The sequence below is a fragment of the Microbacterium sp. JAI119 genome (assembly GCF_013410135.1).
Lineage (GTDB): Bacteria > Actinomycetota > Actinomycetes > Actinomycetales > Microbacteriaceae > Microbacterium > Microbacterium oxydans.
In genome coordinates, this window is sequence record NZ_JACCCK010000002.1 from 366,886 (window position 1) to 381,444 (window position 14,559).

Genomic DNA, 14,559 nt, shown 5'->3' on the forward strand with positions numbered 1-14,559 from the left:
ATCGTCAGAGCTCGCGGAGCTCCGAGGTCATCTCCCCGCCGGCGTCCCCCGTGTTGACGGTCCCCTTCGGCTCCAAGAGGATGGCGTGCACTTCTTCGTCGGCTCGCGGGCAGTGCTCCACACCCTTCGGCACGAGCCGGCGTCACCGAGGCCCCTTCCATAGGTCACGGGCTTCCGCCAGGGCCCAGCTGATCCGAACACCCCGCGCTCCCCCGGTACTGTCGTATCCGGAAGAACGGAGCCGGAGATGAACGCCCTCGACGCATTCGGCACCATCGCCGAGGTCTTGTCCTGGATCGGGCTCGGCATCGGCCTGCCCCTGCTCGTCATCGTGCTCCTGGTGAAGATGCATGACGGCTCCTGGCTGCCTCAGGAGGTCGTCATCGTCGAGGAGCAGGATGGCCGGGCACGCGCCCGCTGGTTCGCGTCCGGCGATTTCCGGGAACGAGCGCTCCGCTCCGACGAGTCCGTCCACTGGCGCGGACGTGAGGAAGTCGACGCGTTCGTCAGCGCGCGTCACCCCGGCCTGATGCGGTTCGAGCCCCGACGACCGCTGCTCCATGCCTTCCAGGTGCTCGGGATCACTCTGGCCGCGGTCGGAGGCTGTGCGGTCGTCCTCTCCGTCGTCCTGCTGTTCGTCGGCTGAGGCACGGAGTCGGCACACAGTGTTCGCGGGCAGGATGGAAGACATGTCCGCATCACCGCTCGCCGCACGTCCCTGGCTCGATTCCTATGCGGACGGCGTTCCCGCCGAGATCGAGGAACCATCGCAGACGCTGCCCGAGATGCTCGCCGCGAGTGTCAAGGCGTTCTCTCGACGACCGGCGCTGGACTTCTTCGGTGCCGTCACGTCGTACCGTGACCTCGGCGAGCAGGTCGAAAGGGCCGCCGAGGGATTGCGTCGGCTCGGGGTCGGCGCCGGCGACAGGGTGGCCCTGGTACTGCCCAACTCCCCGCAGCACGTCGTGGCGTTCTATGCGATCCTCCGGCTCGGGGCGATCGTGGTCGAGCACAACCCGCTGTACACCGCACGCGAGCTTCGCCACCAGTTCGAAGATCATGGGGCGCGGGTCGCCGTCGTGTGGGACAAGTCCGCCGACACGATCGCTGGATTCCCCGCCGACGTCAGGGTCGAGCACATCGTGAGCGTCGACATCACCGAGGCGATGCCGCTGTCGAAGCGCCTCGCTCTCCGTCTACCTCTGCCCAAAGCCCGCGAGGCCCGCGCGAAGCTCACCGGCACCCCGAAAGCGCGGCACCTGATCGCGTGGAAGCAGCTCGCTGCGCACCGACGCATCTCACGCCGAGTGCCGGGGCCGACCTTGGACGACACCGCACTCCTGCAGTACACCAGCGGCACGACGGGCGTCCCGAAGGGAGCGATCCTCACCCACTCCAACCTCCGAGCCAATGCGATGCAGGGGCGGGCGTGGGTGCCCGGACTCGTCGACGGCGAGGAGACCTTCTACGGTGTGCTGCCGCTGTTCCACGCGTACGGCATGACTCTGTGCCTGACCTTCGCGATGAGCATCGGAGCGCGGCTGGTCCTGTTCCCCGCGTTCGACCTGGGCCTGGTCACGGCTGCGGCACGGACGACTCCACCCACGTTCCTTCCGGCCGTGCCGCCGATCTACGACGCTCTCGCCCGCGCAGCCGCCCGAGGGACCATCGACCTCTCGACCGTGCGCTTCGCCATCTCCGGAGCGATGAGCCTCCCTGTCGCGACGGTGAAACGCTGGGAGGAGGCGACCGGCGGCCTGCTCGTCGAGGGCTACGGCATGACGGAGAGCTCGCCGGTGGCGCTCGGCAACCCGATGGGCCCGACACGTCGCCCCGGCACCGTCGGTGTGCCCTTCCCGAGCACGGAGATCCGGATCGTGGACCCCGCTGACCCCGATGTCGACCTGTCCGCCGGCGATCCAGGGGAACTGCTCCTGCGCGGCGCGCAGGTGTTCCAGGGGTACTGGCGTCGTCCGGGTGAGACGGCCGACGCGCTGCTGCCCGACGGGTGGCTCCGCACAGGCGACATCGCCCAGGTCTCGCCCGACGGCTTCGTGACCATCGTCGACAGGCTCAAGGAACTCATCATCACGGGAGGCTTCAACGTGTCGCCGAGCGAGGTGGAGGATGCGCTCGTCGCCCACCCCGATGTCGAGGCCGCAGCGGTCGTCGGTCTCCCCAAGCCGCACGGTGGAGAAGAGGTCGTCGCGGCAGTGGTGCTCCGCGACGGAGCTGCTCTCGAGGTCGATGCGCTGCGCGACTTCTGCCGCACCCGGCTCACGCCCTACAAGGTGCCGCGACGGATCACGGCCGTCGACGACCTCCCCCGGTCCCTCATCGGCAAGGTGCTGCGGCGCCAAGTGCGCGACCAGCTGCTCGCCGACCGCTGAGTCCGCTGAATCCTGGCGTCGATCACCGACGGCGAGCCCGCCTAACGCGCAACGCCGTCCGGCCGACAGTCACCCCCGACAGCCCAGGACGGGCCGTCGGGTCTGTGCTCTTCGGAACGCGGACGGATCTTTCCAGGATGGAGCCCATGATCGTCCTCACGCGCCTGAACCGTTCGCGGTTCGCGGTGAATCCCGACCTGATCGAACGTGTCCAGGCAACGCCGGACACGACGCTCATCATGGTCGACGGTGCGACCTTCGTCGTCACCGAGACGATGGATGACGTGATCGCGCAGATCACCCGGTTCCGCGCCGGGGTGCTGGCAACCGCCGCCGCCCTGATCGCCGCAGCGGGAACCGATTCCGCGGCCCCCGCTTCTGAGGTCGGTCTCTGATGGATCCGTCTCTCATCCTCGGACTGATCCTCGCGTTCGGCGCCCTGATCGCCATGATCAACCTCGAGGGCGCGACCCTCGGATCGCTGCTGATCCCCGCCCCGATGGTGCTGGTCTTCGGAGCCACGATCGCCGTCGGCATCGCGAGCGGCACCATGCGCGATGCGCTGCATGCGGTCAAATCGCTCCCCCGCGCGTTCCGCGGTGAGCGCCGCACCGCGTCGAGCATGATCGACACGGTGGTCGGCTACGCCGAGAAGGCGCGTGCCGAAGGGCTCCTCGCCCTCGAGCAGGGACTCGGGGACGAGAAGGACCCGTTCCTGCGCCAGGCACTGCAGAGCATCGCCGACGGCACGGACGCGGAAGACCTGCGCACGCTGCTGGAGGACGAGCTCACCTCGACCGCCGCCCGCAACCGCACCGCCTCACGCTTCTACATGACGCTCGGAGGCTTCGCGCCAACGGTCGGCATCATCGGCACCGTCGTCTCCCTCACGCACGTGCTCGAGAAGCTCGACAAGCCGGACACCCTCGGTCCGATGATCGCGACAGCATTCGTGGCGACGCTGTGGGGTCTGCTCTCGGCAAACTTCATCTGGCTGCCCATCGGCGGTCGCCTGCAGCGGCTCGGCGAGCTCGAAGTCGAGCGCATGACGGTGCTCATGGAGGGCATGCTCGCGGTCCAGGCCGGCGCTCCGCCCCAGTTCGTGAACGAGCGTCTGCGAGCGCTGGTGTCCGAGCGTCCCTCTGCCCGATCCGGCCGGAAGGCCCGCACCTCAGCAGCCGAGGAGACGGAGCAGGCGTCATGAGCGTCCGTGCCCGTCGCCGCGTGCCGCAGGAGGAGCACAGCGGTCCGGACGAGCGGTGGATGGCGTCCTACATGGACATGGTGACCGTGCTGATGTGCATGTTCATCGTGCTGTTCGCCATGTCGACCGTCGACCAGGAGAAGTTCGAGGCTCTGAGCGCTTCTCTCGCCACGGGCTTCGGGCAGGAGCCGTCCGACGAGATCGACGCCACGACGGGCGTGGTCGTGCCCCCGGAGCTGGTCGACGAGAAGGGCGAGGACTTCGCCGACGTCGACCTGGCCGCCGCGCAGACCGAGTTCAACGAGCTCTCGGCGCTTCGCGAGCGTCTGCGCCAGGTGCTCGCCGACAACGGTCTCGAGGCCGATGTCACCTTCACGATCGACGAGCGCGGCCTCACGATCGGGCTGGTGAGCGCGGAGACGTTCTTCGACACGAACAGCACGACGCTCAGCGACAAGGCGCTCCTGGTCCTCGATGCGCTCGGCTCCGTACTGGTCACCACCACCAACGAGATCTCGGTCGAGGGCCACGCCGACGTGCGTGGGTCGGTCGCCCCGTACCCGACGAACTGGGAGCTCTCCGCCGGCCGCTCGACGCAGGTGCTGCGACACCTCGTGGAGGCCTCGGGCCTTCCCCCCGCCCATCTCAAGTCGGTCGGCTTCGGCGACACGCGTCCTGTCGCCGCCGGAGATGCACCGGACGCACTGGCCCAGAATCGCAGGGTCGACATCGTGGTCCTGTCCGATGCGAACGAGGAGGTGCGAGCCCTCATCCCCCAGGCCCAGGCGGGGAAGCCGGCCTCCTGAGCACCCTTCCTCCTAACGCACGCCGATCACCGCCCGATAGTCCGGTTCGTGGTGATCGATAACAGCGTGCGCTCCGAAGTGCGCGCGGGGACGACGGCGAAGGCCCCCGAAGTCGAGGTGTACGACTTCGGCCGTTCCGCGACCCTCTCCCGCGAGCACACCCGCGCCCTGGAACTCGCCTTCGAGACGTTCTCGCGGCAGTGGTCGGCGCAGCTGTCGGCGAAGATCCACGTGCGGGCCACGATCGCGGTCGAGCACGTCGGGATGATGACCTACGGCGAGTACGCCCAGTCCCTCCCCACCACGACCACCATGATCGTGTGCGCGCTCCCCGAATCCGAAGAGCGCCTCATCGTGCAGCTGCCCACCTCCGCCGCGACGGCGTGGATCGTGCAGATGGTCGGCGGCCGGGCATCGACCGCCTCGGAGGACCGCACCTTCACCCCGATCGAGCAGGCCCTGATCCGCTCGTTGATCGTCGACGCGATCGACCACCTCACCGGGGCGCTCGATGGTCTGCTCCCCGTCGGCGTCTCGTTCAGCGGTATCCAGTACAGCTCGCAGTTCGCGCAGGTCGCGGCTGCCGGTGAGCCCGTCATCGTCGCGCGGTTCTCGATGCGTCTGGCTGGTCGCACGGTGCCGACGAGCGTGATGCTGCCCGCCTCGGTGCTCGCGGGATTCACCGTGCGTCCCTCCGACCTCGAGCGCACTGCCGCACCCGACCGGATCCGCCGCCAGGTCGAGGTGGCACCGGTCGAGGTGGCTTTGCGGCTCGCACCCCGAACGGTGCTGCCGCGCGAGGTGCTCGATCTCGCTGTGGGCGACATCATCGCCTTCCCGCACTCCGCCGACCGTCCGATGGTCCTCACCGTCGGCGATCAGACCATCGCGACCGCTGCCGTTGGCAGCGCGGGCGCGCGGCTGGCCTGTGTCGTCACCACCACCGTCCCCGATCCCGCATCCGCCGAGGAGTCCGCGTGAGCAGCACCACCACCTACGAGTCCGCCGTCGCCGCCGCCTTCGCCGCATCGCTCCCGACGCCCTCCCCGCTCATCGCACGCGCCTCCCAGGTCTCGGGCGACACCGGCGACGCCGTGATCGTGCAGTTCGTCGGCGAGGCCAGCGCCCAGCTCGCCGTGCAGCTCTTCGAGCCGGAGATCCTGGTCGACGGGCTCGGCGGCACACCGCTCACCGATCGGTTGCGCGATGCCCTCGAGACCGCGACCAGCGCACTGGGCTCCGGCGCTCTCGGCGAGGCCGCCGTGGGCGATGCCTCCGCCCTCTTCGCGGACCCGGCTGTGCAGCTGTTCGATCTGCAGGACGACGCCGACCACACGGTCGGACGCCTGGCCGTCGTCGTCACCCGCGCGCCGGCAGGAGCCGCGAACCCGTCCCGCCGGCTGCACCGCATCGCCGGCGTCGAGATGGAGCTCACCGTCGAGATCGGCCGCACCAGGATGGCGGTGCGCGACGTGCTGGACCTGGAACCCGGACGCATCGTCGAGCTCGACCGCTCCGCCGGCGCCCCCGCAGACATCAAGCTCAACGGACGCGTCATCGCCCATGGCGAGGTCGTCGTGGTCGATCAGGACTACGCGGTGCGCATCACCCGCATCCTCGAGAACGTCGAGGCCTGACCCTGGACGACCTCCTGCTCGGCCTGCGGGTCGTGCTCTCGCTCGCCGCAGTACTCGGAGTGCTGTGGTTCCTGCAGCGCCGTGTCGCGCGCACGCAGGCCCGTCGTCGCGACAGTGAGGCGATCACGGTGCTCGGACGCCAGGGAGTCGGCCCGAAGGCGCAGATCGTCGTGATCCAGACCGAGGACGCCCGATACGTGCTCGGCGTCACGGAGCACGGCGTGAACGTCGTCGATCGGCTGCCGGTCAAGCGGACCGACACCTCGGAGGAGACACCCCGCCCGGCATGGTCGCCGGCGACCACGGAAGCGGCGTCCGACGCCGCGGAGTTCGACCGGATCCTGGCCGCGGCGGCCCTGACGGAATCGACGGACATCCCTCCGGAGTCATCGGCGCCGCAGCGCCGTGTGCGGCACCGCAACGATCCGCTGCGCGGCTCCATCCTCTCCCCCGAGACGTGGCGGCAGACCGCCGAGGCCATCCGGCGCACCCGATGAGCGTCACCCGTGGGGTCGTCGACGGGCGCGCGCTGCGACGAATCGCGCTGATCCTCGCCGCGGCACTCGCACTCGTCGTGGTCCTCACCCTCATCACGGGCACGGCCGCCCACGCACAGGTGACCCCGGACGATCAGGGCGAGGGCGTCACGATCGACATCAACGGCGTCGACGGCGGTCCGTCGGGGTCGATCCTGACCCTGCTGGGCATCACGCTGCTCTCGGTCGCCCCCGCGTTGCTGCTGATGATGTCGTCGTTCACGAAGATCTTCGTCGTGCTGGCGATGACCAGGAACGCCCTCTCGTTGCCGACCATCCCCCCGAACCAGGTGCTGGCGGGGCTGTCCCTCTTCCTGTCGCTGTTCATCATGTGGCCGGTGCTCACCGAGATCAACACGGTCGCGGTGCAGCCCTACATCGACGGCTCGCTCTCGTTCACACAGGCCATCGACGTGGGCCAGCTGCCCCTGCAGGAGTGGATGCTCCGCTTCACCCGCGAAGAGGACCTCGCGCTCATGACGCGGATGGCCGGCCAGCCCAACCCCGAGGACCCCTCGAGCGTCCCGATGTACACGCTCATCCCCGCGTTCATGATCTCCGAGCTGCGCGCGGCGTTCATCATCGGCTTCGTGATCTTCATCCCGTTCCTGGTGATCGACCTCGTCGTGGCAGCGGCGCTGATGTCGATGGGCATGATGATGCTCCCGCCCGTCATGATCTCGCTGCCGTTCAAGATCCTGCTGTTCATCCTCGTCGACGGCTGGGGGCTCATCATCAGAGCCCTCCTGGAGAGTTACGGAGGGGTCCGATGAGCCCCGAGGCGGTCATCGACATCGGCACGCAGGGACTGATCATCGCGGCGAAGCTCGCCGCCCCCGTCCTGGTCACCGCGCTCGTCGTCGGCTTCGCGATCTCGCTGTTGCAGTCCATCACCCAGGTGCAGGAGGTGACGCTGTCGTTCGTCCCGAAGATCGTCGCCGTCGGCATCGCACTGTTGATCGCCGGCAACTGGATGATCGCCGAGATGATCGCCTTCACCAACGAGATGTTCGCCCGCATCCCCTCGCTGTTGAGCGGATGACGGCGTGTACATCCCCATCGATTTCGCGTGGCTGGAGGCCACGATGCTCACCGCGGTGCGCATCACGGCCTTCATCATGATCGCTCCGCCGTTCTCCTACGGGGCGATCCCGGTGCGCGTGAAGGCGATGCTCGCGATCGGGCTCTCCCTCGCCGTCGGCACCGCCGTCGCCCCCGGGTACGAGAACCTCGACACCGGTCCCTTCCTCGGCGCGCTCGTCCTGCAGCTCGTCACGGGTGCCCTGCTGGGGTTCCTGGTGCTGCTGTGCTTCTCCGCGCTCCAGGCTGCGGGAAGCCTGATCGACGTCTTCGGCGGGTTCCAGCTCGCGCAGGCGTTCGATCCCCACTCGATGGTCAACGGCGCGCAGTTCACCCGGCTGTTCCACATCACCGCGCTCACGCTGCTGTTCGCCTCGGGCGGGTACCAGCTGATTTTGGCCGGGCTCGCGCGGAGCTTCGAGGCCGTGCCCGTCAACGGTATCTTCCAGGTGGCCGGTCCTGCCGAACTGCTCGTCGACGGGGTGACGCAGCTCGTGCTGGCGGCCGTGCAGATCGCCGGACCGCTCGTGCTCGTGCTGTTCCTCGCCGATGTCGGGCTCGGGCTCATCACCCGTGTCGCCCCTGCCCTGAACGCGTTCGCGATGGGCTTCCCGGTGAAGATCCTGCTCACGCTGCTGCTCGCCGGAGCCGTGTACGCCGTGCTCCCCGGCATCGTCGACGCCCTCGCCGCCAACGCCCTGCGGATGATGCAGGGGGTGCACCGATGAGCGGGACCGATACCGGCGAACGCAGCGAGAAGGCGACGGACAAGCACCTCAGCGAAGCGAGGAAGAAGGGACGCCTGTCACGCAGTCAGGACCTCACGGCCTGGCTCGGTATCGGCGCGGCGGCCGTCACGATGCCCGCCGCGATCGCGCTCGGTGCATCGGCGGGGACGGAGCAGCTGCTCACGCTCGACTCCCTGGTCGCGGCGCCGACGCCGGAGGCCGCGCTCGCAGCGCTCGGCCGCGGCCTGGCCTCCGTGCTCCCGACGCTCACCGTGATGCTGACGGCCGTCGCGATCGTCACCCTGATCGGCGCGGTCATCCAGGGCGGTGTGCACCTGCGCCCTCTGACGGGCCGCTTCGAGCAGTTCAACCTCGTCAACGGCGTGCGCCGCGTGTTCGGCATGCAGGCTCTCTGGGAGGGCGCCAAGGCCCTCATGAAGACCGCCGCCATCGGCATCGCCCTCTGGTTCGTGATCGCGAGCCTGATGCCCGTGCTGACCGCGAGCGGGGCGCACTCCGTCACCCGAATGCTCGGCACCGCGAGCGAAGGCACGACCGCCCTGCTGCAGACCGCGATCGGCGTGGGGCTGGCCCTCGCCGCGATCGACATGTTCGTGGTGATGCGACGCAACCGCAAGCACACGCGCATGACCAAGCGCGAGATCCGCGACGAGAGCAAGAACTCCGAAGGCGATCCGCTCATCCGCCAGCAGCGCCGTTCACGGCAGCTCGCTGTCAGCCGCAACCGCATGATCGCGGCCGTCGCCGGCTCCGATGTGGTGGTGGTCAATCCCACCCACATCGCCGTGGCACTGCGGTACGAACCCGGCAGGGCCGCGCCCAAGGTGGTCGCGAAGGGCAGCGGCGTGATCGCGGAGCGCATCCGCGACGAGGCCGTGCGCGCCGGTGTCCCACTGGTGCGCGAGATCACCCTCGCCAGGGCTCTGCACGCCGCCTGCGAGCTCGGGCACGAGATCCCCGAAGACCTGTACAACGCCGTGGCCCGTGTGCTCGTGTTCGTCGACTCGCTGCGACGACGCGGGGCCGCCCGCGGCATCCACTCCCTTCCCTACCGGAGGACCGCATGAGACAGCTGCTTCCCAAGCTCGGAGTGCCGATCGGCGTCGTGGGCATCATCATGCTCCTCGTCGTGCCGGTGCCGCCGTTCCTGCTCGACATCCTCATCATCCTGAACATCATGTTCGCGCTCGTGATCCTGCTGACGTCGATGTTCGTGAAGAAGCCGCTCGACTTCTCGGTCTTCCCCTCGCTGCTGCTCGTGGCCACGCTGTTCCGCCTGGGGCTCAACGTGGCCTCCACCCGTCTGGTGCTCGGCGAGGCGTATGCGGGGCAGGTGATCGAGGCCTTCGGCGCCATCGCGGTCGGCGGCTCGCTCATCATCGGCGCCGTCGTGTTCCTCATCCTCGTCGTCATCCAGTTCGTCGTCGTGACAAAGGGTGCGGAGCGCGTGGCCGAGGTCGGCGCACGATTCACGCTCGACGCGATGCCCGGCAAGCAGATGGCCATCGACGCCGACCTGAACGCCGGACTCATCACCGATGCGGAGGCCCGCGAGCGCCGCGCCGAGGTGGCGGCCGAGGCCGACTTCTACGGAGCCATGGACGGTGCGTCCAAGTTCGTGAAGGGCGACGCGATCGCCGGTCTCGTCATCATCATCATCAACATCGTCGGCGGCATCGCCATCGGGATCGTGCAGCACGGCATGACGATCGACGAATCCGTGAGCACCTACAGCCTGCTGACGATCGGCGACGGTCTGGTCACGCAGATCCCCGCCCTGCTGATGGCCGTCTCCACCGGCATGATCGTGACCCGCTCCACGGCGGAGGCGGAGATGGGGACGGCGGCGTCCGCCCAGCTCGGCCAGTCCCGCAATGCGCTGATCATCGCCGGATGCGCCGCGATCATCATGTCGCTCATCCCGCACATGCCGATGCTGCCGTTCGTCGCGATCGGCGCGACGCTGCTGCTGATCGCGCAGCGGATCAAGGCCACCCAGAAACGCGAAGAGGCGGCTGCGGTGCAGAGCCCGTCGACGGTTCCGACCGACCAGCCGGAGGAGCTCATCGAGAAGATGCGTGTGCATCCGCTCGAGATCCTGCTCGCCCCCGACATCGTGGATCTGGTCACCGGGGGCCCGGACGACCTCCTCGCACGCGTGAAAGCCCTCCGACGCCGCATCGCCCTCGATCTGGGGCTGGTCGCGCCACCGGTGCGCACCCGCGACAGCATCGAGCTGCCGCAGGCGACCTACGTCATCCGGATCGCCGGGGTCGAGACCGGTCGCGGTACGGCACCCGTCGGGTCGGTGCTCGCGCTCGGACAGGGGTTGGACAGCCTTCCCGGCACGGCGACGCTCGACCCGGTCTTCGGTCTCGAGGGCAAGTGGATCCCCATGGAGATGCGCCACAGCGCAGAGTTCGCCGGGGCCACCGTGATCGACCGCGCGAGTGTGATCATCACGCATCTCTCCAGCGTCATCCACGCCCACGCCGCTCGACTGCTCAGCCGCGAAGACGTGCGCCAGCTCACCGACGCCCTCAAGCAGGTCTCGCCCGCTGCGGTCGAGGAGCTCACCCCCGCTCTGCTCTCGCTGGCAGAGGTGCAGCGCGTGCTGCAGGGCCTCCTGGCGGAGCGGGTCCCCATCAACGACCTCAGCCGCATCTACGAGGCTCTCGCGTTGCGGGCCAGGGTGTCCACCGAGCCGGAGGGCCTGATCGAGGCCGCCCGCGCCGCCCTCGGCCCGGCGATCGCCGCCCGTTTCGCCGATGCCGGAACCCTGCGCGTCGTCATGATCAACCCGCTGCTGGAGCAGGCCATGCTCGAGAGCCTGCGCTCGAGCGACGAGGGCAGTCAGATCGTGTTCGATCCGCAGCGTATGGAGACCGTGATCGAGTCCGTGAAGCACGCCGTCTCCTCGGTGCGGGAAGGCGGCGAGCCGGTACTCGTGTGCGCACCCTCGCTGCGACCGGCCGTGCGGCGCCTCATCTCCGCGCAGACCGACGGCCTCCCCGTGCTGTCGTACAACGAGGCGACTGCCGCGGCTCTCACGATCGAGACGGTGGGCGTCGTGCACGACATCCCCGCACCGGCGGTCGGCGTCGTCCCCGCAGCACTAGGCTGAACGAATGCTGGTGTTGACGAGGCGGATCGGTGAGAGCGTGCGCATCGACGGCGACATCGAGGTCACGCTGCTCGAGATCAAGGGCGACAGCGTGCGCATCGGCGTGAAGGCGCCGCGCGAGACGCGCATCCAGAGGACCGAGATCATCGAGGCCGTGGTCGCCGAGAACGTGTCGGCCGCCGCCGAGACGGGTGACGACGCCGAAGGCGCGATCGTCGCTGCCCTCGCGCGAGGACGAGAGACCCGCACGCGGTAGTCAGCCCGCCGGTCGCACGCCGATCAGGTCGTCCGCGTTGGCGCGCTTCCACTGATCGCCGCCCGCCGCCCTGGCTCTGACCGCGGCCCGGTCCGCCGCAGCCCGCAGCAGGTCGTAGTCGTAGCCGACGACGGACACGGGCGCCCAGCCGATGCTGGCGGAGGAGCGGATACCACTCGCGGAGGCTCCCCTCTCGAGCATGGCGATGCGGGTGAGCATGGCGCGCAGGTGATACCGCACCGCTTCGTCGCTGCCACGGATGATCACGACGGCCCGCCCGTCCTCGATCCGATCGGCGTCCGCCGATGCCGGCAGCGCGTCTTCGATGTCGTCGTGGAAGCGATCGACGATGCGGGCGAACTCCGCTCCGGTCGATGCTTCGCGGAGGTCGACCGGATCGTCGAGGCGGATGTCGAGGACGGACCACGGCTGGTCGTTCTGCGCTTCGGCTTTGCGCAGACGTCTGCGGGCGCGATCCGCCCCGTCGGTGCTGCGACCGGCAGCGGCCTTCTCCCCCACGCGCACCAGCAGCACGAGGGTGAAGGCCGCGCAGGTGCTCACCACGAGGGTCCCGACGGCGTTCATGCCGCGCAGCGCGCTCAGTTGCTCCTGGGTTCCCGCACCGCCCACGACGAGGGCGGAGGCGGCGCTCACGACCGCCACGACCACGAATCCGCACGAGGCGAGAGCCAGCGGCAGCACGATGTCCCTGGCCACGGGCCGTCCGCGCAGGAGCTCGTACGCGACCATGCCGGCGAACACCCCGCTGACGAGGAAGACGACGTGGAAAGTGGGCAGATACCAGGGCGTCTCCGTCGTCGCCACGAGAAGCACGGGGGCGGCCACCAGGAAGGGGATCACCGCCCACCAGGATGCGCGGCGACCGAAGTGCAGCCGCAGTCCGATCCACACCAGCGGCTCGAAGCACAGCATCAGCGCAGAGGCCGCGGCGCGCAGCATCTGCTCATCGGTCTGCTGCCCGGCCAGCCACAGGTAGGCCCCGAGCATCCCGAGCCCGAACGCGCCGGCCCAGGTCACCGTCGCGCGGCTCGGGCGGGCGAGCGTTCCGAGCCCCACCACCAGCGCTGTCAGCACGGTGACGACGGCCACCATGCTGGTGGTGATGTCGACGCTCACCGGAACGAGCGGACTCATGTGTGCTTCTCCTTCGCTCGGTGATGCGGGAACCGCAGTGTCACCCTGGTTCCGGTGCCGGCCTCGCTGACCACATCGATGGTGCCCTCGTGGGCGGCGACGATCTCCCTGGCGATCCCCATCCCGAGCCCCGTTCCGCCGATGCCGGCGCGCATCGCGCTGTCCGCACGGAAATAGGGCTCGAACACCCGCGAGAGGTCTTCGGGAGACATCCCCGTACCGTTGTCGGAGACAGCGAGTTCCGCGTACCCATCGGGCCCTGTCGAGAGGTCCACGGTGATGATCCCTCCGGCGGGGGTGTACTTGACGGCGTTGCTGAGCAGGTTGTCCAGCACCTGGCGCAGGCGGAAAGCGTCGCCGGAGACGACGAGTCCGCCCTCCCCCTCCACGGTGAGGGTCTGTCTGCTGCCGGCGATGAGCGGTGAGTACGAAGCGGCGGACGCCTCGACGAGTTCGCGCAGGTCCACAGGGGCGAACGGCTCCGGAGCCGTGTGGCTCGTCTGCTCCAGGATGCTCCCGACGAGCTCCTGCATGCGATCGCCCGCGTGCGCGATGATCTCGAGCTGAGCGGGCACCCTGCCCGGGAGATCCTCGCGTTCGCGCAGCAGCTCCACGTGGCCGATGATCGCGGTGAGCGGGTTGCGCAGCTCGTGCGAGACGACCGCCGTGAACGCCCTGCGCTCCTCCTCGGCCTCGAGCATCGCGGTCACATCATCGATCACGACGAGAGTGATGTCCTCCCCCTCGCCGGCCGTGGCCATCGGCTGTGTGCTCACCTCCAGCGCCCTCCACTGTCCACCGCCGTCGAACAGCCAGACCCGCTCGGACTGCAACGTCTCTCCGCGCGCCGCCCTTGCCAGCGTCGTGCGCGTCTGCGGCACGGCATGGCCGCGACGCGCGTCGTACTCGACCGAGGCGGAGGGCAGAGCGGCGCCGAAGCGGTCGCGCCCGTACAGAGACCTGTACGCGTCGTTCATCTGCAGGATGCGACCGGACGATGTGACTACGACGAGCGCGGCGCCCAGCGCGTCGACGATCTGCGTGACCCTGCGCTGGTTGGCTTCGGCGCGCTCGGCCGCGCGATTGACCTGCTCCGACCGCCGTTGGAGAAGTCGGCGTGCCGCACGAGAGCGCTGAGCGCCGATGCGCACCGTGACGCCCAGGAACCCGAGGGTGATCACGAGCGTCAACAGCCGCAGCAGGATGTCCGCCGGAGTGCCGTTCTGATCCGCGAAGACCACGAGGGTGCCGCTGATGAAGGCGATGCCTCCGAGCACCCACGGCAGGGAGAAGTAGGTCGCCAGCCAGACCACGGGGAAGACCCAGAGGAAGCCCAGGCGGATGTCGGGCGCGTTCGTCGTGAAGCCGACGGCGAGGGCGTCCAGGAGCGGGATGGCAGCCACCGCGCTGTGCGGGAGTCGATGCCAGGGCACGGCCAGGGTCACCAGAGTGGTCACGACGACGAGGGCGATCCCCGTGACGATCAGAGGGTTGGCGAAGGTCTGGGGCTTGAAGGCGGTGATCATCACCACGATGGCGACGATGCTGCCCATGAACACCAGTTGCCATCGCCAGATCGAGACGGTGCGGATCATGCTCTTCGCCCGCCCTCCGGTCGATCC

General features: G+C 69.0%; 16 protein-coding genes. 14 read left to right on the forward strand and 2 right to left on the reverse strand.

All coding sequences use genetic code 11. The annotated features are described in order from the left end of the window. The first annotated feature begins 247 nt into the window (after nt 1-247). The 14 genes from HDC31_RS12565 (at nt 248) to csrA (ending at nt 11,782) form a co-directional block, all read left to right on the forward strand. On the forward strand, nt 248-646 hold the full coding sequence (locus tag HDC31_RS12565; protein WP_113680338.1) for a hypothetical protein: 399 nt from the start codon (nt 248-250) through the stop codon (nt 644-646). 43 nt (nt 647-689) lie between these two features. After that, nucleotides 690-2,390, forward strand: coding sequence for a long-chain-fatty-acid--CoA ligase (locus HDC31_RS12570; protein WP_113680339.1), 1,701 nt, complete (start codon nt 690-692; stop codon nt 2,388-2,390). A 146-nt stretch (nt 2,391-2,536) separates the two neighbouring features. Beyond that, nucleotides 2,537-2,785 (forward strand): flagellar FlbD family protein, encoded by a 249-nt coding sequence (locus HDC31_RS12575; protein ID WP_113680340.1) that lies wholly within the window; start codon nt 2,537-2,539, stop codon nt 2,783-2,785. Next, a complete protein-coding gene (locus HDC31_RS12580) occupies nt 2,785-3,594 on the forward strand; it encodes a motility protein A (protein ID WP_113680341.1) in 810 nt (269 codons plus the stop codon). The genes HDC31_RS12575 and HDC31_RS12580 overlap by 1 nt, the downstream gene beginning before the upstream one ends. Then, a complete protein-coding gene (locus HDC31_RS12585; protein ID WP_046747379.1) occupies nt 3,591-4,400 on the forward strand; it encodes a flagellar motor protein MotB in 810 nt (269 codons plus the stop codon). Before HDC31_RS12580 ends, HDC31_RS12585 begins: the two co-directional genes overlap by 4 nt. A 48-nt stretch (nt 4,401-4,448) precedes the next feature. Further along, the gene (locus tag HDC31_RS20510; RefSeq protein ID WP_058632701.1) at nt 4,449-5,381 is read left to right on the forward strand and encodes a flagellar motor switch protein FliM; all 933 of its coding nucleotides are present in this window, start codon (nt 4,449-4,451) and stop codon (nt 5,379-5,381) included. Beyond that, nucleotides 5,378-6,037 (forward strand): flagellar motor switch protein FliN, encoded by a 660-nt coding sequence (fliN, locus tag HDC31_RS12595; protein ID WP_046747378.1) that lies wholly within the window; start codon nt 5,378-5,380, stop codon nt 6,035-6,037. The genes HDC31_RS20510 and fliN overlap by 4 nt, the downstream gene beginning before the upstream one ends. A gap of 32 nt (nt 6,038-6,069) precedes the next feature. Beyond that, nucleotides 6,070-6,534: a flagellar biosynthetic protein FliO gene (locus HDC31_RS12600; RefSeq protein ID WP_230977946.1), complete on the forward strand. Its 465-nt coding sequence runs from the start codon at nt 6,070-6,072 to the stop codon at nt 6,532-6,534. Further along, nucleotides 6,531-7,346, forward strand: a complete 816-nt coding sequence (fliP, locus tag HDC31_RS12605; protein ID WP_113680342.1) for a flagellar type III secretion system pore protein FliP — start codon at nt 6,531-6,533, stop codon at nt 7,344-7,346. Before HDC31_RS12600 ends, fliP begins: the two co-directional genes overlap by 4 nt. Further along, nucleotides 7,343-7,615: a flagellar biosynthesis protein FliQ gene (fliQ, locus tag HDC31_RS12610; protein WP_017828226.1), complete on the forward strand. Its 273-nt coding sequence runs from the start codon at nt 7,343-7,345 to the stop codon at nt 7,613-7,615. The genes fliP and fliQ overlap by 4 nt, the downstream gene beginning before the upstream one ends. 4 nt (nt 7,616-7,619) lie before the next feature. Beyond that, entirely contained in the window at nt 7,620-8,381 is a 762-nt protein-coding gene (locus HDC31_RS12615; protein ID WP_046747445.1) for a flagellar biosynthetic protein FliR, read from the forward strand. Then, nucleotides 8,378-9,469, forward strand: a complete 1,092-nt coding sequence (locus HDC31_RS12620; RefSeq protein ID WP_179516168.1) for a flagellar biosynthesis protein FlhB — start codon at nt 8,378-8,380, stop codon at nt 9,467-9,469. Before HDC31_RS12615 ends, HDC31_RS12620 begins: the two co-directional genes overlap by 4 nt. After that, on the forward strand, nt 9,466-11,526 hold the full coding sequence (locus HDC31_RS12625; protein ID WP_058632698.1) for a flagellar biosynthesis protein FlhA: 2,061 nt from the start codon (nt 9,466-9,468) through the stop codon (nt 11,524-11,526). The genes HDC31_RS12620 and HDC31_RS12625 overlap by 4 nt, the downstream gene beginning before the upstream one ends. Before the next feature lie 4 nt (nt 11,527-11,530). Then, on the forward strand, nt 11,531-11,782 hold the full coding sequence (csrA, locus tag HDC31_RS12630; protein WP_046747374.1) for a carbon storage regulator CsrA: 252 nt from the start codon (nt 11,531-11,533) through the stop codon (nt 11,780-11,782). Here csrA and HDC31_RS12635 read toward each other — a convergent pair whose 3' ends face one another. Both HDC31_RS12635 and HDC31_RS12640 read right to left on the reverse strand, forming a co-directional pair. Then, complete coding sequence (locus HDC31_RS12635) at nt 11,783-12,937, reverse strand: hypothetical protein (protein WP_058632697.1); 1,155 nt, start codon at nt 12,935-12,937, stop codon at nt 11,783-11,785. Next, nucleotides 12,934-14,532: a cell wall metabolism sensor histidine kinase WalK gene (locus HDC31_RS12640; protein ID WP_113681839.1), complete on the reverse strand. Its 1,599-nt coding sequence runs from the start codon at nt 14,530-14,532 to the stop codon at nt 12,934-12,936. Before HDC31_RS12640 ends, HDC31_RS12635 begins: the two co-directional genes overlap by 4 nt. Between the last annotated feature and the right edge of the window lie 27 nt (nt 14,533-14,559).

What these genes read in the sequence shown, in the direction of transcription:
- HDC31_RS12565 (WP_113680338.1), top strand. Translation starts at nt 248, where the DNA reads ATGAACGCCCTCGACGCATTCGGCACCATCGCCGAGGTCTTGTCCTGG.
- HDC31_RS12570 (WP_113680339.1), top strand. Translation starts at nt 690, where the DNA reads ATGTCCGCATCACCGCTCGCCGCACGTCCCTGGCTCGATTCCTATGCG.
- HDC31_RS12575 (WP_113680340.1), top strand. Translation starts at nt 2,537, where the DNA reads ATGATCGTCCTCACGCGCCTGAACCGTTCGCGGTTCGCGGTGAATCCC.
- HDC31_RS12580 (WP_113680341.1), top strand. Translation starts at nt 2,785, where the DNA reads ATGGATCCGTCTCTCATCCTCGGACTGATCCTCGCGTTCGGCGCCCTG.
- HDC31_RS12585 (WP_046747379.1), top strand. Translation starts at nt 3,591, where the DNA reads ATGAGCGTCCGTGCCCGTCGCCGCGTGCCGCAGGAGGAGCACAGCGGT.
- fliP (WP_113680342.1), top strand. Translation starts at nt 6,531, where the DNA reads ATGAGCGTCACCCGTGGGGTCGTCGACGGGCGCGCGCTGCGACGAATC.
- fliQ (WP_017828226.1), top strand. Translation starts at nt 7,343, where the DNA reads ATGAGCCCCGAGGCGGTCATCGACATCGGCACGCAGGGACTGATCATC.
- HDC31_RS12620 (WP_179516168.1), top strand. Translation starts at nt 8,378, where the DNA reads ATGAGCGGGACCGATACCGGCGAACGCAGCGAGAAGGCGACGGACAAG.
- HDC31_RS12625 (WP_058632698.1), top strand. Translation starts at nt 9,466, where the DNA reads ATGAGACAGCTGCTTCCCAAGCTCGGAGTGCCGATCGGCGTCGTGGGC.
- csrA (WP_046747374.1), top strand. Translation starts at nt 11,531, where the DNA reads ATGCTGGTGTTGACGAGGCGGATCGGTGAGAGCGTGCGCATCGACGGC.
- HDC31_RS12635 (WP_058632697.1), bottom strand. Translation starts at nt 12,937, where the DNA reads ATGAGTCCGCTCGTTCCGGTGAGCGTCGACATCACCACCAGCATGGTG.
- HDC31_RS12640 (WP_113681839.1), bottom strand. Translation starts at nt 14,532, where the DNA reads ATGATCCGCACCGTCTCGATCTGGCGATGGCAACTGGTGTTCATGGGC.